Annotated in this window: 16 protein-coding genes; 6 read left to right on the top strand and 10 right to left on the bottom strand. The window is 71.3% G+C overall.

Annotation, left to right across the window (positions count from 1 at the left end; translation table 11 throughout):
- Nucleotides 1-42 precede the first annotated feature (42 nt).
- On the top strand, nt 43-837 hold the full coding sequence (locus ABGB14_RS12370) for a universal stress protein (protein ID WP_347643749.1): 795 nt from the start codon (nt 43-45) through the stop codon (nt 835-837).
- Here ABGB14_RS12370 and ABGB14_RS12365 read toward each other — a convergent pair.
- Together ABGB14_RS12365 and ABGB14_RS12360 are read right to left on the bottom strand one after the other, a co-directional pair.
- Nucleotides 834-1949 (bottom strand): glycosyltransferase, encoded by a 1116-nt coding sequence (locus tag ABGB14_RS12365; protein ID WP_347643748.1) that lies wholly within the window; start codon nt 1947-1949, stop codon nt 834-836. The two genes, ABGB14_RS12370 and ABGB14_RS12365, sit on opposite strands and share 4 nt — an antisense overlap.
- A complete protein-coding gene (locus ABGB14_RS12360) occupies nt 1946-2920 on the bottom strand; it encodes a glucosyl-3-phosphoglycerate synthase (RefSeq protein ID WP_347643747.1) in 975 nt (324 codons plus the stop codon). Before ABGB14_RS12360 ends, ABGB14_RS12365 begins: the two co-directional genes overlap by 4 nt.
- A gap of 108 nt (nt 2921-3028) precedes the next feature.
- Between ABGB14_RS12360 and ABGB14_RS12355 the strand changes: the two genes are divergently transcribed.
- Both ABGB14_RS12355 and ABGB14_RS12350 read left to right on the top strand, forming a co-directional pair.
- Nucleotides 3029-4003 carry a Gfo/Idh/MocA family oxidoreductase gene (locus tag ABGB14_RS12355; protein ID WP_347643746.1) on the top strand — a complete coding sequence of 325 codons (975 nt, stop codon included), beginning with the start codon at nt 3029-3031 and terminating at the stop codon, nt 4001-4003.
- Nucleotides 4000-5106, top strand: coding sequence for a zinc-binding dehydrogenase (locus tag ABGB14_RS12350; RefSeq protein WP_347643745.1), 1107 nt, complete (start codon nt 4000-4002; stop codon nt 5104-5106). Before ABGB14_RS12355 ends, ABGB14_RS12350 begins: the two co-directional genes overlap by 4 nt.
- 1181 nt (nt 5107-6287) lie before the next feature.
- Here ABGB14_RS12350 and ABGB14_RS12345 read toward each other — a convergent pair.
- The gene (locus ABGB14_RS12345) at nt 6288-7073 is read right to left on the bottom strand and encodes a sugar phosphate isomerase/epimerase family protein (protein ID WP_347643744.1); all 786 of its coding nucleotides are present in this window, start codon (nt 7071-7073) and stop codon (nt 6288-6290) included.
- Nucleotides 7070-8104, bottom strand: a complete 1035-nt coding sequence (locus ABGB14_RS12340) for a zinc-binding alcohol dehydrogenase (RefSeq protein ID WP_347643743.1) — start codon at nt 8102-8104, stop codon at nt 7070-7072. The genes ABGB14_RS12345 and ABGB14_RS12340 overlap by 4 nt, the downstream gene beginning before the upstream one ends.
- Before the next feature lie 393 nt (nt 8105-8497).
- On the opposite strand from ABGB14_RS12340, the gene ABGB14_RS12335 reads away from it, so the two are divergent.
- Entirely contained in the window at nt 8498-9670 is a 1173-nt protein-coding gene (locus ABGB14_RS12335) for an ROK family transcriptional regulator (protein WP_347643742.1), read from the top strand.
- A gap of 4 nt (nt 9671-9674) precedes the next feature.
- Here the strand turns inward: ABGB14_RS12335 and ABGB14_RS12330 are convergent, their stop codons facing one another.
- Complete coding sequence (locus ABGB14_RS12330) at nt 9675-10424, bottom strand: helical backbone metal receptor (RefSeq protein WP_347643741.1); 750 nt, start codon at nt 10422-10424, stop codon at nt 9675-9677.
- Between the two features lie 61 nt (nt 10425-10485).
- Here ABGB14_RS12330 and ABGB14_RS12325 point away from each other — a divergent pair, with 61 nt between their 5' ends.
- Nucleotides 10486-11400 carry a TIGR03619 family F420-dependent LLM class oxidoreductase gene (locus tag ABGB14_RS12325; protein WP_347643740.1) on the top strand — a complete coding sequence of 305 codons (915 nt, stop codon included), beginning with the start codon at nt 10486-10488 and terminating at the stop codon, nt 11398-11400.
- Here ABGB14_RS12325 and tpx read toward each other — a convergent pair.
- From tpx to icmF, 4 genes are all read right to left on the bottom strand, one after another.
- Nucleotides 11370-11870, bottom strand: coding sequence for a thiol peroxidase (tpx, locus tag ABGB14_RS12320; protein WP_347643739.1), 501 nt, complete (start codon nt 11868-11870; stop codon nt 11370-11372). The genes ABGB14_RS12325 and tpx overlap by 31 nt on opposite strands.
- A gap of 70 nt (nt 11871-11940) precedes the next feature.
- Nucleotides 11941-12915, bottom strand: coding sequence for a helix-turn-helix domain-containing protein (locus tag ABGB14_RS12315; protein ID WP_347643738.1), 975 nt, complete (start codon nt 12913-12915; stop codon nt 11941-11943).
- Nucleotides 12916-13010: 95 nt separating this feature from the next.
- Nucleotides 13011-13187 carry a hypothetical protein gene (locus ABGB14_RS12310; protein WP_347643737.1) on the bottom strand — a complete coding sequence of 59 codons (177 nt, stop codon included), beginning with the start codon at nt 13185-13187 and terminating at the stop codon, nt 13011-13013.
- Between the two features lie 88 nt (nt 13188-13275).
- The gene (gene icmF, locus ABGB14_RS12305; RefSeq protein ID WP_347643736.1) at nt 13276-16488 is read right to left on the bottom strand and encodes a fused isobutyryl-CoA mutase/GTPase IcmF; all 3213 of its coding nucleotides are present in this window, start codon (nt 16486-16488) and stop codon (nt 13276-13278) included.
- Nucleotides 16489-16592: 104 nt separating this feature from the next.
- Between icmF and ABGB14_RS12300 the strand changes: the two genes are divergently transcribed.
- Nucleotides 16593-17642, top strand: coding sequence for a glucose 1-dehydrogenase (locus ABGB14_RS12300; RefSeq protein WP_347643735.1), 1050 nt, complete (start codon nt 16593-16595; stop codon nt 17640-17642).
- 107 nt (nt 17643-17749) lie between these two features.
- Here the strand turns inward: ABGB14_RS12300 and ABGB14_RS12295 are convergent, their stop codons facing one another.
- A complete protein-coding gene (locus tag ABGB14_RS12295; RefSeq protein ID WP_347643734.1) occupies nt 17750-18637 on the bottom strand; it encodes a CHAP domain-containing protein in 888 nt (295 codons plus the stop codon).
- Nucleotides 18638-18841 lie beyond the last annotated feature (204 nt).

The following is an 18841-nucleotide window of genomic DNA, read 5'->3' as shown; positions in this document are numbered from 1 at the left end:
AGTGCCGCGTACTCCCTGGTGGGAGCGGGTAGGGAGGCAGTCGTGATCGGTGAGCACGTGATCGTCGGATACACGAACGACGCGGGCGGGCGCGACGCGCTCGCGCTCGGCGCCGCGATCACCCACCTCACCGGCGGCGAGCTCACGGTCGCCACGATCTACCCGCCGGCCAGCCCCGGGCTGGCGGTGGAGGCGCAGGCCAACCTGGCGCACGCGGCGGACGAGCTGGGCGAGGCGCAGGCCGAGTACATCACGTTCGAGAGCCGGGGCACGGGGCGCGGGCTGTCGGTGGTGGCCAGCAGGATCCGAAGTGACCTGATCGTGGTCGGCTCGGGGTCGGGCGGCCGGCAGGGCCGCATCACGATCGGCGCGACCTCCAACCACCTGCTCCACCTGTCGCCCGAGGCGGTCATGCTGGCGCCCGCCGGGCACGAGCCCGCCGGCGAGCTAGCCCGGCTCACGCTGGCCTACGTGCACCGGCCGCAGTGTGACGAGGCCGTCGAGCGGGTGGCCCAGGCGGCGCTGCGGCTCGGGGTGCCGCTCCGCCTGATCACCCTCGACCTGCGGACGGACGACCAGGGCAAGCTCAGGGACGACCTCGCGCTGGCCGTCCGGCTGGCCTGGGAGACCACGGGCATCGAGGCCGAGTCGGAGGTCGCCGAGGGCCACGACGTGGCCGCCGCGATGGAAGGCGTCGCCTGGCTGCCCGGCGAGCTGCTGGTCTGCGCGGCCGGCGAGGACGCGCAGCCGCACCGGGTGTTCCTCGGCGAGCTGGCCATGAAGGTGCTGCGGGCAGCCCCCTGCCCCGTCACCGTGCTCCCCCGCGGTTTCTCCTAGGGGCGCGTGACCTGCTCGTACAGCTCCAGGTAGCGCTCGGCCATGACGGACGGAGAGAAGCGGCGGGCGGCCTCGCGGCGGCACTCCTCCGGGTCCAGCTCGTCCACCCGCAGGACCCACTCGGCCAGTTCCTCCTCGGTGTCGGCCAGGAAGCCCGTACGGCCGTGGTCGATGATCTCCGGCAGGCAGCCGCGGCGCAGGCCCACCGGCGGCACCCCGAGCGCCAGCGCCTCGACGACGGCCGTGCCGCCGGGTTCGTCCCACTGGAGGGGGAAGAGGGCGGCCCTGGCGGAGGCGTACAGGTGGTCCCTGGCCTGGCCGCCCACCGCCCCGACCCACCGGACCAGCTCCTCGTCGAGATAGCGGGACACCTGGTCGAGGTGGTAGCGCACGTCCGGGTGGTGGTGCAGCGGGTGGTCCGGGTTCTGGGCCACCACGTCCAGCTCGGCCGCGGAGTCACGGCCGCACACCGGGCCGGCCAGCACCAGCGGCAGCCCGAGCTTCTGGCAGATTCTGGCCGCCACGTGCTGGCCCTTGAGCCCGCAGATGCGGCCCATGACGATCAGGTGCTCGCCGCGTTCGGCCCGCACGTCGCCGTCGGCGAGCGGCGTTGCCAGGTGGATCGCGCCGAGCGAGGCCGCGCGCAGGGCCTCGGGGGCGCGGGCGAGCTGCGACTCGGACACGCCGTTGACCGCGATCGACGGCGGGAACGAGCCGTAGAAGGCCGGATGTTTGCGCAGGTCCCAGTGGAGGGTGTGCAGGACGGGCGGCCCGCCGAACGCGGACAGCACCGCGGGCCCCACCACCTCCAGGTGGTCGTGGACGAGGTCGATGTCGTCGCGGGCGCGCAGCTCGGCCACCACCCTGGCCTGGTGCGCGTGGGCGATGCCCACGACCTGGTTGTACGGCTTCTGCAACTCCGGGAACCGGCCCTCGTCGTAGACGCGGACCAGCTCGTCCACCTCGAGCGTGCTCGATCCCGCGGCGGCCAGGACGACGCTGACGCCGCGCTCGCGCAGCGCCGGCACCAGCGTGGCGACGACGTTCTCGATGCCTCCGTATCCAGGGGGCGGGATGGAGAGCCACGGCCCCGCGTTCATGAGGACTTTCATGCCACATCTTCCTCCAGGACAAGGGAGGCGAGCGGAGGTCGCTCCGCCACGGCCACGTCCACCAGATCGGCCCGCCCTTCGAGCCCGAACTGCAACAGCGTGCGCGCCGGAGGCTCCGGCGCGAGCACGCGGTCCTGCCGTTCCAGGCGGGACCAGGCGGTCTGCAGGATCTGCCCGGCCATGCGGCCGAGCGCGTCGATCGGCTGGTGGGTGTGCGTACGGTGCCCCAGGTCCACCTGGGCCATCGCGTCGAGCCCGACGAGCTGGAGCAGATCGACGAGGAGCCCGAACTCCACGCCGTACTCGGTGACGAAGGGCACCCGTTCGAGCACCTGGCGCCGCGCGGCGTACTCGCCGCCGAGCGGCTGGGCGAATCCGGCGAGTTCCGGCCAGAACATGTTGAGCAGCGGTCTGGCCACCAGCTCGGTCACGCGGCCGCCGGCGCCACGCCGCACGACCCCGTCCTCCCCCGTGTACGGCCGCTCGTAGGCCGCCTTGACGAACTGGATGCCGCGGTCGGCCAGCAGCGGCCCGAGCAGTCCCGTCACGTAGTGGGCGCCGAAACTGCGCAGGTCGGCGTCCACGAACACGACGAGGTCGCCGCGGGAGGCGGCCAGCCCTTTCCACAGTGCCTCCCCCTTGCCGGTCAGCGGCGGCAGGTGGGCCAGCACCTCGTCCTGCGCCACCACCCGGGCGCCCGCCCGGCGCGCGCGCTCGGCGGTCGCGTCGGTGGATCGGGAGTCGACGACGAGGATCTCGTCGACGAGCGGCGCCCGCTCGACCAGGTCGCGGCGGATCGCGGTGACGATGTCCCCGACGGTGCTCTCCTCGTTGCGAGCGGGCAGGACGACGCTCACCGTCGTGTTTCCCTTGGCCGGGATTAAGGCGTCGACCGGCCACTCGGCCGCGGTGCTCGAGTGCGGACCGTACCATTTCTGGACCTTGGACAAGGCGCGCAAATCTGTCTCCATGCCGTCAGCCCCGATCTCATGAGGTCACGGCATCTGCCCGACACAAGCGCTTATGAACATGTTTGTTTGATGGCTGCCTGATGTGGCATATGCGGGATTGTGTCCCTCATGACTCGCATCGGCTTCATAGGCGCAGGAAATGTCGCCGCTCGCCACGCAGACGTGCTGTCCGGATTCCCCGACGTGACGATCGCCGGAATCGCCGACACCGATCTCGACCGGGCCGAGGCCTTGGCCGCGCGGCACGGCGCCCCCGCGTATGGCGGCCATGCGGCCCTGCTCGCCGCCGGCGGTCTCGACGCCGTCTACGTCTGCGTGCCGCCTTTCGCGCACGGAAACCCAGAATTCGATGTTTTGTCGTGCAATATCCCAATTTTTGTGGAGAAGCCGCTCTCCTTGGATCTCCGCGCCGCGGAGAACATCTCCTCAGAAATCGACAGACGATCCCTGCCGTCAGCCGTCGGGCACCACTGGCGTTACCTCGACATCGTCGAGCAGGCGCGCGACCTGCTGGCCGGCCGGCCCGTACGCCTCGCGCTCGGCCACTGGCTGGACAAGATCCCCCCGGTCGGCTGGTGGCTGAAGGCCGGCATGTCCGGCGGCCAGATCGTCGAGCAGGCCGTGCACGTGCTCGACCTGGCCCGCCTCCTGGTGGGCGAGGTGACGATGGTGCACGCCGTACCCTCCGAGAGCGACGGGGCGGCGGAGGACGGCGAGGTCGACCGGGCCACCGCGGCGGTGATGCGGTTCGCCGGCGGCGCGGCCGGGCTGCTGGCCACCTCCTGCCTGCTCGCCCACAAGCACCGGGTCGGGCTGGAGGTGTGCGCCGAGGGCCTCGCCCTGGAGGTCAGCGAGACCCGGCTGCTGGTCGACGGCCGGCGCGTCATCGAGGACGACGGGCAGGCGAAGACGCGGGTCGACCGGGAGTTCGTCAACGCCGTCCGGGGCGGGCAGGCGGATGTGCGGGTGCCGTACCGCGAGGCCCTGCGCACGCATCGCCTCGCCCTCGCCCTCGCCCGCTCGGCCGCCGAGCGCGCTCCCGTGTTCCTCGAACCGAGCGACATCCTCGAGGTGACGCCATGAGCAGCACCCTCGTCAGCATCGAGGCGCCGGGCGAGGTTCGCCTGGTCGAGGAGAAGCTGCCCGACGTGCCTGAGGGCGGGTTCATGGTGGAGACCGTGTACAGCGGCGTGTCCGCCGGCACCGAGCTGACCTACGTCAAGGGCACCAACCCCTACCTGCACTCCAGCTGGGACCCGGCGCTCGGGCTGTTCACGGAGGGCGTGCCGTCGGTGGCCTATCCGGTGCGCGGCATCGGCTACATGCAGGTCGGACGCGTGGTCGAGGCGCGCACCCGGGCGGTGACCCCGGGGACGCTGGTCGCGATGTGTTACGGGCACCGCACCGCGTACGTGGCCGACCCGATGACCGACAGGTTCGTGCCGGTGCCGGACGACCTGGACCCGCTGCTCGGCATCTACGTCGCCCACATGGGCCCGATCTGCGCCAACGGCCTTCTGCACGCGGCCCACGACCTGCACGGCCCGGCCGTCAGGGAGCTCGGCGACGGCGTGCGCGGGCGGCGGATCGCGGTGGTGGGCGCCGGCGTGGTCGGGCTGCTGACCGCGAGTTTCGCCCTGTCCGCCGGCGCGGCCGAGGTCGTGGTCGTGGACGAGACCCCGGAGCGGCTGGCGGTCGCGGAGGCGCTCGGCGCGAACGTGCTGTCCGCCGGCGACGACCCGGCGGTGGTGCTGAAACGCCGCTGGCGGCACGGCCGGAACGACCGCGGCGCCGACGTGGTGTTCCAGTGCCGCGGCCAGCCCCGGGCGCTGGCTGCGGGGCTCAGGCTGCTGCGCCCGCAGGGCACGCTGGTGGACCTGGCCTTCTACACGCAGGGGGCGCACGAGGTGCGACTCGGCGAGGAGTTCCACCACAACGGGCTGTCGCTCCGCTGCGCCCAGATCGGCCGGGTGCCGCGCGGCCTGGCGCACGCCTGGGACAGGGAACGCCTCTCGCACGAGACGATCCTCCTGCTCAGGGAGCGCGGCAGGTTGCTAGAGGACCACGTGATCACTGACGTCGCCGGCTTCGCCGAGGCTCCCCGGCTGCTCTCCGACCTCGCCGCCCGCCGCAGGCAGGCCCTCCAGGCCGTGCTCCGCCACGACGTCGAGGATGAGAGCCGCTGACCAGCTGAAGTCGCTGCAGCCGTGGCCGCGCAGCGTGAACGGGTCGAAGTATTCGCGGAACCCGGCGCTGGACACCGCGCCGATCATCCCTTCGGCGAGCGGCGCCGCCAGGTCGGGGCGGCGGTCCTTGAGGCCCTGCCAGACGAGCCAGGCCAGGTTGATCCAGCTCGGGCCGCGCCAGTAGCGGGCGGCGTCGAACTCGGGCGCGGCCGGTGAATAGCTGGGCAGCACCCCGTCCTTCAGCGCGAACCGGTCGAGTGCGGTGCCGATCAGCGCGTTGACGATCTCGCGCGGCAGCCCGGGCAGCAGGAGCGGGGTCAGCCCGGCGGCGCTGCTGGAGCGGATCAGGCAGCCCGTCCGCACGTCGCGGGCGTGGAAGAGGCCGTCGTCGTAGAGGTGCTCGACCATGGCGGCGGTGACGTCGGCCGCCTCGCGCTCGTGGGGCGCGGGGTCGAGCCCGCACGCCTCGGCGATCTTGGCGAGGGTGGACTCGGCGACGCCGTACGCGGCGTTGAACAGCGGATCCTCGACCTGGAACGCGCCGGGGTCGCGGTAGCCGGAGTCGCGGTAGGCGCGGGCCAGCGCGACGTACCGCTCGTAGTCGCGGTCGGTGGGCCGCTCGTCGGCGCTGACGGCGTCGAGGTCCCTGCGGACGAAACCGGCGGTGCCCGGCTCGACCGCCTGGAGCGGCAGGTCCCAGGCCGGGCTGTTGTCCATGCCCGACTCCCAGGGATGCACGATCGAGATCAGGCCCTCGGGCGACCGTCTGGCGGCGCGCAGGAACTCCTGCTGCGCCACGAGCCGGGGGTAGATCCGGCGCAGGAACGCCACGTCGGGCTCGGCCAGGTGCGCCTTCCACGCCGCCAGCGCGTGGACCGGCGGCTGGACGAGGCCGGAGGTCGCGGAGCCTGACGGAGCGCGCGCCCCCCAGAACTCGGGGCCGGGGAAGTAGGCGCCCTCGGGCACCGCGGGGTTGAACACGATGTGCGGCACCCTGCCGTCACGCCACTGCGCGCCGAACAGCGACAGCAGCTCCGAGCGGGCCCTGCGCGGCGACCAGCGGGCGTTGCCGATGGCGACGAAGGCGGAGTCCCAGCTCCACTGGTGCGGGTAGAGGCGGCGGGAGGGGATCGTGTAGCTGCCGTCCCAGTTGCTCACCAGGACGCGCACGGCCGCGCGCATCACAGGTATTTCCTGATGAAGGCCGCGGTCTGGGGAAGGACGATCTCGGGCTCGCCGCGCAGCCGGCATTCGAGCGCGAGATAGCCGTCGTAGCCGACGGCGTCGAGCGAGGCCAGCTGCGCGCCCCAGTCGATGTGGCCGGTGCCGGGCTGGTTCCTGTTGGACTCGCTGATCTGCATGTGCGCGATGTAGGGGGAGGCCTCGGCCAGCGAGCGGCAGGGGTCGTCCTCCTCGATGTTCATGTGGTACGTGTCGCCGACGATCCTGATCGTGTCCATCGAGCAGTAGGAGACCGCCTCGGCCAGGGTGTTGACCATGTGGTTCTCGTAGCGGTTGAGCGGCTCCAGCATGATCAGCACGCCGTTGCGCTGCGCGTGCTCGCCGAGGATGCCGAGCGCCTCGGTCAGCACCTCGCGGTCCTCGGCGGCGCTGCGCGGCGGCTCGAAGGGCGGCAGCCTGCGCGAGAACTGGCCCCAGGAGGCGGGGGTCATGACGCCGATGCCGCCCAGCTCGCCGATCACCGTGAGCTGCGACCTGAGCTGCTGGATGGCGTCCTTGCGCTTGGCCGGGTCGAAGTCGCCGATGAAGTGCGGCATGTCCACGCACACGGTCGGCATGACCACGCCGTCGGCCAGCGCCCGCTTGAGCTCGGTCAGACGGCCCGCGAAGTGGAAGTCGCCCTTGCCGCGCAGCTCGATGGCGTCGAACCCGGCGTCGACCGCGAACGCGTACTTCTCCTGCAGCGTGCGGCCGGGAAGAAGCTGCTCCTGTACGGCGAGCTTCACTGTGCCTCCTCAAAGTCGAAGACGAGCTGGAGCACCTCTGACGGGTGCTTGTCGAGCAGGTCGTAGGCCTCGGCGGCCCGCTCGGCGGGGACGACGTGCGTGACGAGGTCACGCGCCTCGACCTCGCCGCGGTGCACGAGCTCCATGAACGTGCGCTGCAGGCGTTCGACGTCCCACCGGTGCGCCAGCCACGAGGCGACACCGCCGATCTGGGAGGAGACGAGCTGCACCTGGTTGTGGTGGAACTCCTCGCCCAGGCGCAGGCCCATGCCGTCGCCCTGGTAGAAGCCCGCGGCCACGACCCGGCCGCCCTTGCGCACGGTCCTGATCGCCTCCTGCAGGCCCTGATGGGTGCCGCTGAGCTCGATGGCGGTGTCGGCGCCCGCCACGCGCTTGCGCATGAACTCGGCGACCGACCCCGAGGTGACGTCGAACGTCTCGGCCGCGCCGAACGCCCTGGCCAGTTCGAGCCGGTCGGCGATGGCGTCGGCGGCCACCACCCTGGCGCCGCTCAGCACGGCCAGGCGGGTGGCGAGCAGCCCGATGACGCCCTGGCCGAAGATCGCGATCTGGTCGCCGAGGTGCACGTCGGCGGCGTGCACGGCGTTGAGCGCGATGGCCCCGACCCGGGCGAGGACGGCGCTCAGCGGGTCGGCGCCGGGCGGCAGCGCGTGGCCGACGAGCTTGCCGGCCGGGACGACGGCTTCGGCGCGGTGGCCCCAGATGCCCCAGACGATGCTGCCGACAGGGGGATCGGCGACGTCGGGCGCCGCCTCCACCACCTCGCCGACCTCCTGGTAGCCCCAGCCGGACAGCGGGTAGGCATGAGTGCGGCCGTCGACGAAGAGCCGTCGCTCGGTGTCCCACTTGCGGCTGAGGTAAGGGTTGGTGCCTCGATAGGCGGTGAGTTCGGTGCCCGCCGAAACCCCGGAGTAGATCGTGCGCACGCGCACGGAGCCCGGCACGAGATCGGCGGGCGGCTCAAGGTTGACGCTGACTTGGCCTGGCTTTTCAAAGGTGATGACGCGCATTCCCCACACTTACGCTTTATGATCAGACAGAAGTCAAAGATTTAGTCGTTGTTTGCACACCCTAGTTGCGCTCGTAACAGTAGTAAGTCTACGACTCCGACCTGGGAGGTGGCTGATGAAATCGGGGTCCCTGACGACGTGTCTTCCGGAAAGCGACCTTACCGACATCGCTCGATCAGCGACAGCGCACGGCTTCGAGGCTCTCGACGTGGCGGGCCGACGGTCTTCTGATGACCGAAATAACATCAGAGTAGATCGTTTCGATGCCGCCGAATGTGATCGTGTCAGGCGTGTCTTCGCGGATACCGGACCGACGCTTTCCACAATCGCCTGCCGCGAGGACAATCCGCGCCCTCCGCAAGGGGCGCAGGTGAACGCCCGGCGCCGCGGCCCATGCTGACGGCAGGGCAGATCCTCCAGCTCATCCGCCAGGGCACCTGCCGCACGCGCAAAGAACTGATCGAGCACACCGGCCTGTCCCGCTCGACGATCACCGACCGGGTCGACCGGCTCATCGACGCCGGCTACATCCACGAGTCGGGGGTGACCGTCTCGGGGGGCGGACGGCCGCCCTCGGTGCTCGCCGTGGACGCCACCAGGCGGCTGGTGCTGGTGGCCGATCTGGGCGCCGCCCACGCGAGGGTGGCGCTGACCGACCTGGCGGCCAGGCCGCTGGCAGAGGAGCGCACCGCGATGCGCATCGAGCTCGGGCCCGAGGCCGTGCTGTCGTGGGTGCGGCAGGCGTTCCAGCGCCTGCTCGACAGGGCCGGACGGGCGCCGGGCGAGGTGTGCGGGATCGGCCTGGACGTGCCGGGCTCGGTGGACCACGGCACCGGCCGGCCGATCAGGTCGTTCCTGATGCCGGGATGGGACGATCACCCGGTCGGTGAGGCCTTCGCCGCGGCCTACGACGTGCCGGTCATGGTCGAGAACGACGCCGACGCGATGGCGCTGGGCGAGTGGTGGTCGACGTGGCGGGACACGGAATCCCTGCTCCTCGTCAAGGTGTCGACCGGGATAGGCACCGGCATCGTACTCGACGGGTCGATCTATCGCGGCGTCGGGGACGCCGCGGGAAATCTCGGGCACGTGCGGCTGCACGAGACCGACGACCGCGTCTGCACCTGCGGCTCGCGCGGCTGCGTGGCCTCGCTGGCCAGCGGCAACGCCGTGGCCGCCGGCCTGGGCCACGGGTCGAGCCGCGACGTCGTCCGCCTCGTCCAGGCCGGCCATCCCGCGGCCATCGCGCGCACCCAGGAGGCCGGGCGCACCCTGGGCCTCGTGCTGGCCACGGCGGTCAGCCTGCTCAACCCGGGCGTGCTGGTGCTGGCCGGCGACATGGCCGACACCGGGCAGCACTACCTGACGGGCATCAGGGAGGTCGTCCACCGGCGCAGCCTGCCGTACACGACCGCGAACCTGGAGATCGTCACCACGTCGCTGGGCGAGCGGGCCGGGATCGTCGGGATGGCGGTCGTCGTCATGGAGCACGTGCTCTCCCCCTCCGCCGTGGACGCCGCGCTCGGCGTCCACGGGCCCGCCGAGCGGGGGCGAACGACGGGCTGACCGGTCAGCCCAGGGCGCGGCGGAGCAGGTCGGGCGCCTGCACGAGCGACGGGCCGTACCACGTGAGCAGGCGGCCGCTGACCAGGGCGCAGGAGAGCCCGGGGAAGGCCTCGGGCCCGTCGGTCGCGGAGAACGCGTACGGCTCGTCCGGCAGCACCACCAGATCGGGCCCGAGCCCGGCCAACTCGGTCAGCGGGATCCTGGGGTAGCGCTCGGCGTGGCCCGCGTAGAGGTTGTCCACGCCGAGGCGCCGCAGCACGTCGCCGGTGAACGTGTCGCGTCCCACCACCATCCACGGCCGCCGCCAGATCGGCACGATCGCCGTGCGCCGCGGGCCCCCGGCGGGCACGCGCCACGCCCGCTCCGCCGCGTCCAGCCAGCCGGGCCGGTCGGTACGGCACGCGTACGCGAACATCCGGCCCAGGGACGCGAAGGCCTCGTCCAGGGTCTCGATCCTCGTCACCCAGACCGGGATGCCCGCCCCGCGCAGCGCCTCGATGTCGGGCGGGCGGTTCTCCTCGGCGTTGGCCAGCACCACGTCGGGCCGCAGCGCTCTGATCGCGTCGAGGTCGGGGTTCTTCGTGCCCCTGACCCTGGCCACGTCGAGGTCGGCCGGATGCGTGCACCAGTCGGTCGCCCCTGCCAGCGCCTCGGGCATGGTGGCCGCCACCGACTCGGTCAGCGACGGCACCAGCGACACGATCCGTCGCACGGTCTCCGGAACCCTCACCTGCACCCCGGTGTCGTCTTCCACAACACGAGCCTAAAGCGGTGCGGACCCGTAGAATCCACGCCATGCGCTGGAGACGACCTGAATGATGGACGTCGGGCTGGCCGTGCCGCAATACGGCAGGTTCGCCGCGCTGTCCAGCGTGTTGCGGGTGGCTCGGGAGGCCGAGTCGATGGGGTTCGCCGGCCTGTGGGCGGGCGACCGGCTGCTGACGCCGCTGCGGCCCAGAGACCGCTACCCGGGGGGCGACGGCCGGATCCCCGAGGCGCACCGGGTGTTCCTCGACCCGTTCGCGGTGCTCTCGGTGGCGGCCTCGGCGACCTCCGCCATCCGGCTGGGCACCAGCGCGCTCAACGCCTGCTGGTATCCCCCGGTGGTGCTGGCCCGCTCGCTCACCACGATCGACCATCTCAGCGGCGGCCGGCTGGACGTCGGCCTGGGGCTCGGCTGGTCGTCCGACGAGTACGCCGCCGCCGGCGTGACCTGGCGGGACCGGGCGAGCCGCTATGACGCCACGCTCGACGCCCTGGAAGCGATCTGGCGCGACGATCCCGTCTCGTTCGAGCACGAGCCGTGGACGATCGTGCCCAGCCACATCGAGCCCAAGCCGGCCCGCCGCCCGCCGATCTATCTGGGTGGTTTCGCCGCACCCGCGCTGCGCCGCATCGGCCGCAGGGCCGACGGCTGGCTGACGGCCTCGCTGCCGATCCCGATGCTCACCGCGATGTGGCGGACGGTGCGCGAGACGGCGGAGCGGGCCGGGCGCGACCCCGGCGCGCTCCGCATGGTGCTGCGGACCAACCCCGAGATCACGGAGACCGGCAGGCCTCCGTGGAGCGGCACGGTCGCCCAGATCTGCGACTATCTCGCCGCCGCGGCGGAGGCCGGGGTCCACGCGGTGATCATCGACCTCCAGCACACCGCCACGGGCGACGAGCACCTACTGGAGCTGGCCGCGGAGTTCGGGGGTCACTTGAGAGCGGCCAGCGCGCCCTCGTAGTCGGGCTCCTGCGTGATCTCCGGCACCAGCTCGGAGTAGACCACCTTGTTGTCGCCGTCGAGCACGACGACCGCGCGCGCGGCCAGCCCGGCCAGCGGCCCCGACTCCTGCGCGACACCGTAGTCGGCCAGGAACTCGCGGCCCCGCATGAGCGAGAGCGTGGTCACCTTGTCGAGCCCTTCGGAACCGCAGAACCGCTTCTGCGCGAACGGCAGGTCGGCGGAGATGCAGAGCACGGCCACGCCGGGGTGCTCGGCCGCCACCTGGTTGAAGCGGCGCACCGAGGCCGCGCAGACGCCGGTGTCGAGGCTCGGGAAGATGTTGAGCACCTTGGTCTGCCCGCCGAAGTCGGCGAGCGTACGCTCACTCAGGTCGTCGCCGACCAGGCGGAACGCGGGCGCGCTGTCGCCCGGCTCGGGGAAGGAGCCGCCTACGGTGATGGGGTTGCCCTTGAACGTGACGTCGGACATGAGTGCCTCCTGGTAGCGATGTTCGATTCACTGGATATCAGGTTGGGCCGGGGATCCACGAACCAGGGGGTCAGGCCCACCCGTGGCGGGCGGCGTGCCAGCCGAGTTGCACGCGTGTGCGCACGCCCGCGAGGTCCATCAGAGCGCGCAGCCGCCGCTGGAGCGTGCGCAGCGACAGGTCGAGCTGGCCGGCCACGGACTCGTCGGTCAGCCCTGACAGCAGCAGGCCGAGGATCTTCCTGTCGAGCTCGGTGATCGCCGGCTCGGGCTGCTCGTCGAGCGCGCCGGAGGCGTCCAGGCGAAGGGGGTAGGCCCGCTGCCACACCGCGTCGAACAGCGCCTCCACGGCGCTCAGCAGGCCGCTGCGGTGCAGCAGCACGGCCGCGGGCTCGCCGCCCGGCTCGGTGGTCAGCGGGACCAGGGCCAGCTCGCCGTCCGCCATGATCAGCTTGATGGGCAGCTTGTCCACCACCCTGACCTGCACGCCCCTGCGGACGGAGTCGAGGGTCATCGCGGCGACGCCGGGGGTGGCCAGCACCTCGCGCTCCAGCACCACGCGATATTCCACGCCGCGGTCGACGGCCTGGTCCTCGGCGGTGTTGTCGCCGGGCGGCACCGCCACGAAGGGCGCCGTGGAGAACGAGCGCACCTGCCTGCCCGCCGCCCACTGGATCTGCAGGAAACGTTGCCGTACCGGCTCCATGCCGGTCACGACCTCGATGAGGTCTCCGGCGGCACGGTCGGTGGCCGCCATCCTGTGCTGCTCGGCCAGCGCGACGAGGGCCAGCTCCGCGGTGCGCAGCTCCTCCCTGCGCGCGGTGAGCAGGCCGCCGAGCGCGACCGAGGGCGGCGCGGCCACGTGCCGGACGGGGGTGCCCGCGAGCCGCGAGACCAGGCCGCGCCCGATCAGCGCGACGAGGTCCTCCTCGATCGAGGAGCGCGAGCGGTCGAGGGACTCGGCGAGCTCGGTGGCGGCGCGGGGGCCGTCGATCAGGAAGCGGTAGACGGCCTCCTCACCGGCTGTGAGACCCAGCGCTTCGAGCACGGTGCCCGTCTCCCCCTTCCCGGCCGGAACGCCGACCAGTATGGAAGAGACGACAGGCCCAAAGGCGACATCAGCCCTCAATCGTGACTGCACGGTTATTCAGCCACGATCGCCCGGATGATCTCACGACTCACCGTGTTGCCCCTGGCGTCGGCCGCGGTGGCCTTCAGCGACATCCTGCGTGGTCCCGACAGGGCGATCCTGGCGAGCGGCCCCAGCGTCTCGAACCACTCCCTCGTGACCAGCGCACCCGTCAGCGATTTGAGGGGCATGGTGAGGATTTCACCGTTTCCGCCATGCCCTCGGGTAGGTCATCCGCTGGCGAGAACCCGCCCTGACGGAATCCCGCCAGCGGACCTTTCAGACGTTGCGGCGGTACTGGCCTCCGGCCTCGAACAGCGCGTCGGTGATCTGGCCGAGCGAGCAGGCGCGGGCCGCGTCCATCAGCACCTCGAACGCGTTCTCCTCCGACATCGCCGCCTCACGGAGCCGGGCCAGCTGGGCGGGCGCCTCCGAGCGGTTGCGCTCGTGGAAGGCGCGCAGGCGGTCGAGCTGCGACTGCTTCTCCTCCTCCGTGCCCCTGGCCAGCTCCAGCTTGTGCGGGTCGGAGTCCTCGCCGTGGGCGCCGTTGCGGAAGGTGTTGACGCCGACGATGGGCAACGAGCCGTCGTGCTTGCGCATCTCGTACAGCATCGACTCGTCCTGGATCTTGCCGCGCTGGTAGCCGGTCTCCATCGCGCCCAGCACCCCGCCCCGGTCCGACAGGCGCTCGAACTCGCCGAGCACCGCCTCCTCCACCAGGTCGGTGAGCTCCTCGATGATGAACGAACCCTGCAGGGGGTTCTCGTTCCTGGCCAGGCCCCACTCCTTGTTGATGATGAGCTGGATCGCCATGGCCCGGCGCACCGAGTCGGCGGACGGCGTGGTCACGGCCTCGTCGAAGGCGTTGGTGTGCAGGCTGTTGCAGTTGTCGTAGACGGCGATCAGCGCCTGGAGCGTGGTGCGGATGTCGTTGAAGTTCATCTCCTGCGCGTGCAGGGACCGCCCCGAGGTCTGGATGTGGTACTTCAGCTTCTGCGAGCGCTCGCCGGCGCCGTACCTCTCCCGCATGGCCACCGCCCAGATGCGGCGGGCCACCCGCCCGAGCACGCTGTACTCGGGGTCCATGCCGTTGGAGAAGAAGAACGACAGGTTGGGGGCGAAGTCGTCGATCTTCATGCCCCTGGCCAGGTACGCCTCCACGTACGTGAAGCCGTTGGCCAGGGTGAAGGCCAGCTGGCTGATGGGGTTGGCCCCGGCCTCGGCGATGTGGTAGCCGGAGATCGAGACCGAGTAGAAGTTGCGCACGCCGTTGCGGATGAACCACTCCTGGATGTCGGCCATCATCCGCAGCGAGAACTCCGTGGAGAAGATGCAGGTGTTCTGTCCCTGGTCCTCCTTGAGGATGTCGGCCTGGACGGTGCCCCTGACCGTGGCCAGGGTGCGGGCGCGCAGGTCGCGGTCCTCCTGCTCCCCGGGGTCGCGGCCGTGCTCGGCCCGGAACCGGTCGCGGGCCTGGTCGATGGCGGCGTTGAGGTAGAAGGCCAGGATCGTGGGAGCCGGCCCGTTGATCGTCATCGACACCGACGTGTTGGGCGCCGCCAGGTCGAAACCGTCGTAGAGCACCTTCATGTCGTCGAGCGTCGCGATGGAGACGCCCGACGTGCCGACCTTTCCGTAGATGTCGGGCCGCAGGTCGGGGTCGTGGCCGTACAACGTGACCGAGTCGAAGGCGGTGGACAGCCGGGTCGCGGGCTGGCCCTCCGACAGCAGCTTGAAGCGCCTGTTGGTGCGGAACGGGTCGCCCTCGCCGGCGAACATCCTGGTCGGGTCCTCGTCCGCGCGCTTGAACGGGAACACCCCGGCGGTGAAGGGGAACATGCCCGGCAGGTTCTCGCCGCGCAGGAACCGCAGCAGGTCGCCGTGGTCGGTGTAGCGGGGCAGGGCGACTCTGGGGACGCGGTTGCCGGAGAGCGTCTCGCGCCAGAGCGGGGTGTGGATCTCGCGATCGCGGATCTTCACCACCAGCTCGTCGGCGGTGTAGCGCTCCTTGAGCGCCGGCCAGGCGTCGAGCAGCGCCCGGCTCTCGTCGCCGAGCTCCCGCTCGGCCTGGGCTTCGAGCTCGGCCAGCCGCCCGTCGCCCTCCTCCAGCAGCGACCGTACGGCGGCGAGTTGCTGGCGGCGGCGGGCCACCTCCGCCTGGGCGAGGGTCTCGGCGTGGTACGCGCGGACCGTCTCGGCGATCTCGGCCAGGTAGCGCGCCCTGGCGGGCGGGACGATGGCGGCCGAGGCCCTGGAGGTGCGCTCGGACACCCGGGGCAGCAGCCCGGGGCCGGCGCCGGGCAGCAGGAGGGGCTTGAGGTGCTGGTAGAGGGCCGTCACGCCGCTGTCGTTGTAGCGGGCGGCGATGGTGCCGAAGACCGGCATGTCGTCCGGGGACACCCCGAACGCCTCGCGGTTGCGTACGAGCTGGCGGCGCACGTCACGCAGGGCGTCCTCCGCGCCGCGCCGCTCGTACTTGTTGATCACCACGGCCTCGGCGAAGTCGAGCATGTCGATCTTCTCCAGCTGGGAGGCCGCGCCGAACTCGGGCGTCATCACGTAGATGGGCACGTCGACGTGCGGGACGATGCCGGCGTCGCCCTGTCCGATGCCGGGCGTCTCCACGATGACCAGGTCGTGGCCGGCCGCGCGGCAGGCGGTGATCACGTCGTCGAGGCAGGCGGGCACCTCGTTGGCGGCGCCGCGGGTGGCCAGGGAGCGGAAGTAGGTCTGGGGTCCCAGGCTGTTCATCCTGATGCGGTCGCCGAGCAGCGCGCCACCGCCTCGCCTGCGGGTGGGGTCGATGGCGATGATCGCGATACGCAGCTTGTCGTCGTTGTCGACGCGGAACCTGCGGACGATCTCGTCGGTCAGCGACGACTTCCCCGAGCCGCCCGTGCCCGTGATGCCGAGCACCGGCGCCCTCGCGTCGCCCTCCTTCGGCCCCGCGGCCCGCAGGCCCTCCATCAGGTCGGCGGGGGCGCGCCCGCACTCCACGAGCGTGATCGCCCGGGCCAGGGCCGCCTGGTCGCCGGAGACCACGGCCTCCACCGAGGGCGGGTCGTCCAGCTCGACGTCGCACTCCTCGACCAGCTTGTTGATCATCCCGGGCAGTCCGTAGCGCTGGCCGTCCTCGGGCGAGAAGATGCGGGCGACGCCGCGCGAGTGCAGCAGCTCGATCTCCTCGGGGACGATCACTCCCCCGCCGCCTCCGTACACCCTGACGTGGCCGGCGCCCCGCTCGCGCAGCAGTTGCACCAGGTAGGAGAAGAACTCCACGTGCCCGCCCTGGTACGAGCTGATCGCCACCCCCTGGGCGTCCTCCTGGATGGCGGCCGTGACGATCTCGTCAACCGAACGGTTGTGCCCGAGATGGATGACCTCGGCCCCCTGTGACTGGAGGATGCGTCGCATGATGTTGATCGCCGCGTCATGGCCGTCGAACAGGGCCGCGGCGGTCACGAAACGGACTGGGTGTACCGGGACGTGCACGCCTGTTCACTCCTTCGTGAGGGTGTCATCTCCGAAGATACTAGGACGTCCTACTATTTCCCAAGCCCGTCCGGGGTAGGGTCCCGCTGGAGGGGGTGAGCGCGATGCGTGCACTGACGTTCGCACCGGGCAAGCAGGGGACACTCGGCATCGAGGAACTACCCGAACCCCAGCCCGGCCAGGGCGAGCTGCTCGTCCAAGGGCTGGCCCTGGGCATCTGCGGGACGGACCGCGAACTGGCCGCCGCCGAATACGGCTGGCCGCCGCCCGGCAGGGAACGCATGGTCATCGGGCACGAGTCGCTGGGCCGGGTGCTCGAATCGCCCCAAGGATCCGCCTTCTCACCCGGAGACCTGGTGGTGGGCGTGGTCCGCCGCCCCGACCCCGTGCCCTGCGGGGCCTGCGAGCGGGGCGAGTTCGACATGTGCCGCAACGGCCGCTACACCGAGCGGGGCATCAAAGACCTCGACGGGTACGCCAGCGAGCGCTGGGTCGTCGAAGCCGGCTACGCCGTCCGCCTCGACCCCTCGCTGGAGAGCGTCGGCATGCTGGTCGAGCCCACCTCCGTGGTCGCCAAGGCGTGGGAGCAGATCGAGCGCATCGGGTCGCGATCCTGGTTCGAGCCACGCACGCTGCTCGTGATCGGCGCGGGGCCGATCGGGCTGCTGGCCGCGCTCCTCGGCCGGCAGCGAGGGCTCAACGTGCACGTGCTGGACCGCGCCCCCAAAGGGCTCAAGTCCGGCCTGGTGGAGGATCTGGGCGCCACCTACCACTCGGGCACGGGGCTGGAGCCGTTCGCCGACGCGAAGCCGGACATCATCATCGAGTGCACGGGCGTGGGGCAACTCGTCATCGACGCCATGCGCACCACCGCCGCCGCGGGCATCGTCTGCCTGTGCGGCCTCGCCCCTGGAGGGCGTTCCCATCGGGTGGACGCCGGGGTGATCAACCGGGACATCGTCCTGGAGAACGACGTGATCTTCGGCACGGTCAACGGCAACCTGCGCCATTTCAGGGACGCGGCGGCGGCACTGGCCCAGGCGGACATCACGTGGCTGGAGCGGCTGATCACCCGGCGGCTGCCGCTGGAGCGCGCCCTGGAGGCCTTCGAGCCGAGCCACGACGTCAAGGCCGTCATCGATCTCCCGTCCTAGCGCCCGCCGGGCTCCCGCACCGCACCCTTACCGGAAGGCCGTGCACGGGGTCGGACCGACCGGGCGGCGCGCCGTGCCGTTGCCGGACGGGCATGCGCGGGGCGAACTCAGCGGGGTTCGTACGGGCGGCGCCGGGTGGGCGCGGCCTGCTTGGCGGCCTGATGCGCCGGGCCGGCGGGAACGCGGATCCTGGCGGGGCGGGCGGGCTGCTCGGGGGCCGGATGGCGCTGGGCGGGGCCGGGGTGGGTTGCGGCCCGCGCCTTCTCGCGTACCTTGGGAGGCCGCGTACCGGAGGAGGTCTTGGCGGGACGGCGAGTGGTTGGCGCGTTCCGGGGCCAGGGGAAACGGCGGGCGAAACGGCGGGCGAAACGGCGGGTGAAGCGGCGGTGGGTGCCGCGGCGGCGGCCGGTCACGCGCAGCGTGAGCACGATCGTGGTGATCACCATCGCGGCGAGCAGCGCGGGCGGGGTGCCTAAGACGTCCAGCGGCGAGCCGTTGCCCGTTTCCGGTCGAGGCGCGGACACGAACGGCCGCTCGGTCGACCGGATCTCGTCGAGCCGCTCGGCGTTCGCCTTGACTAATCGCGGGACGCCGTAGCCGACGACCTTGTCCGTCTCGCGGGTCTTGCGCTTGAGCCACTCCCGGTCGACGTTGGCCTCGATCGTGTGGATCTTCTTGCCGGCGACGCGCTCCACGACGCCCACATGGTCGACACCTTTGTAACTCTCGCCGCCGCGCCAGTCGAAGAAGACCAGAGCTCCCGGCTCGGGCTTCCGCGTCCACGCGTCCTGCTTGATGAACCAGGCCGCGTGGGAGGGTGTCCACGCGAATTCGCCGACGTATTCGGTGAGGCCGGCCTTGTCCGCGGCCCAGGCGAGGAACATGTCGCACCATGGCGCGTTGCGATACTGGGTGTCTTGGACGCGATCCGCATACCACTGGCCGAATTTGGTGACCTGGCCGCTCTTCTCCCTGTAGCCGAGTTCCTGCCGCACCGTCTTCAGCAGCTCGTCCGCGATCGGGTCCAGGGTGACACCTCCCAGATAACCGACAAATCACGATGGACTGTAATAGCGCCATCGCGCATACGCGTGCGTCACTGCGAAAGTGTCTCGCTATGAGGCGAAATATCGGCTATGCGGTTTTCGGGGCATCAGCACACTGACGAGGCTGAGGAGAATTCTGAGACTCCTGGGATC

Source organism: Nonomuraea sp. B10E15 (genome assembly GCF_039871615.1).
Classification (GTDB): Bacteria; Actinomycetota; Actinomycetes; order Streptosporangiales; family Streptosporangiaceae; genus Nonomuraea.
Note: the sequence above shows the minus strand (reverse complement) of the source record. Positions and strands in the feature narration are given on the sequence as shown.

Coding starts and splice junctions, on each gene's coding strand:
- ABGB14_RS12340 (WP_347643743.1), bottom strand. CDS start 8,104: ATGCGCGTCATCACCTTTGAAAAGCCAGGCCAAGTCAGCGTCAACCTT.
- ABGB14_RS12300 (WP_347643735.1), top strand. CDS start 16,593: ATGCGTGCACTGACGTTCGCACCGGGCAAGCAGGGGACACTCGGCATC.
- ABGB14_RS12310 (WP_347643737.1), bottom strand. CDS start 13,187: ATGCCCCTCAAATCGCTGACGGGTGCGCTGGTCACGAGGGAGTGGTTC.
- tpx (WP_347643739.1), bottom strand. CDS start 11,870: ATGTCCGACGTCACGTTCAAGGGCAACCCCATCACCGTAGGCGGCTCC.
- ABGB14_RS12360 (WP_347643747.1), bottom strand. CDS start 2,920: ATGGAGACAGATTTGCGCGCCTTGTCCAAGGTCCAGAAATGGTACGGT.
- ABGB14_RS12350 (WP_347643745.1), top strand. CDS start 4,000: ATGAGCAGCACCCTCGTCAGCATCGAGGCGCCGGGCGAGGTTCGCCTG.
- ABGB14_RS12335 (WP_347643742.1), top strand. CDS start 8,498: ATGCTGACGGCAGGGCAGATCCTCCAGCTCATCCGCCAGGGCACCTGC.
- ABGB14_RS12325 (WP_347643740.1), top strand. CDS start 10,486: ATGATGGACGTCGGGCTGGCCGTGCCGCAATACGGCAGGTTCGCCGCG.
- ABGB14_RS12365 (WP_347643748.1), bottom strand. CDS start 1,949: ATGAAAGTCCTCATGAACGCGGGGCCGTGGCTCTCCATCCCGCCCCCT.
- ABGB14_RS12355 (WP_347643746.1), top strand. CDS start 3,029: ATGACTCGCATCGGCTTCATAGGCGCAGGAAATGTCGCCGCTCGCCAC.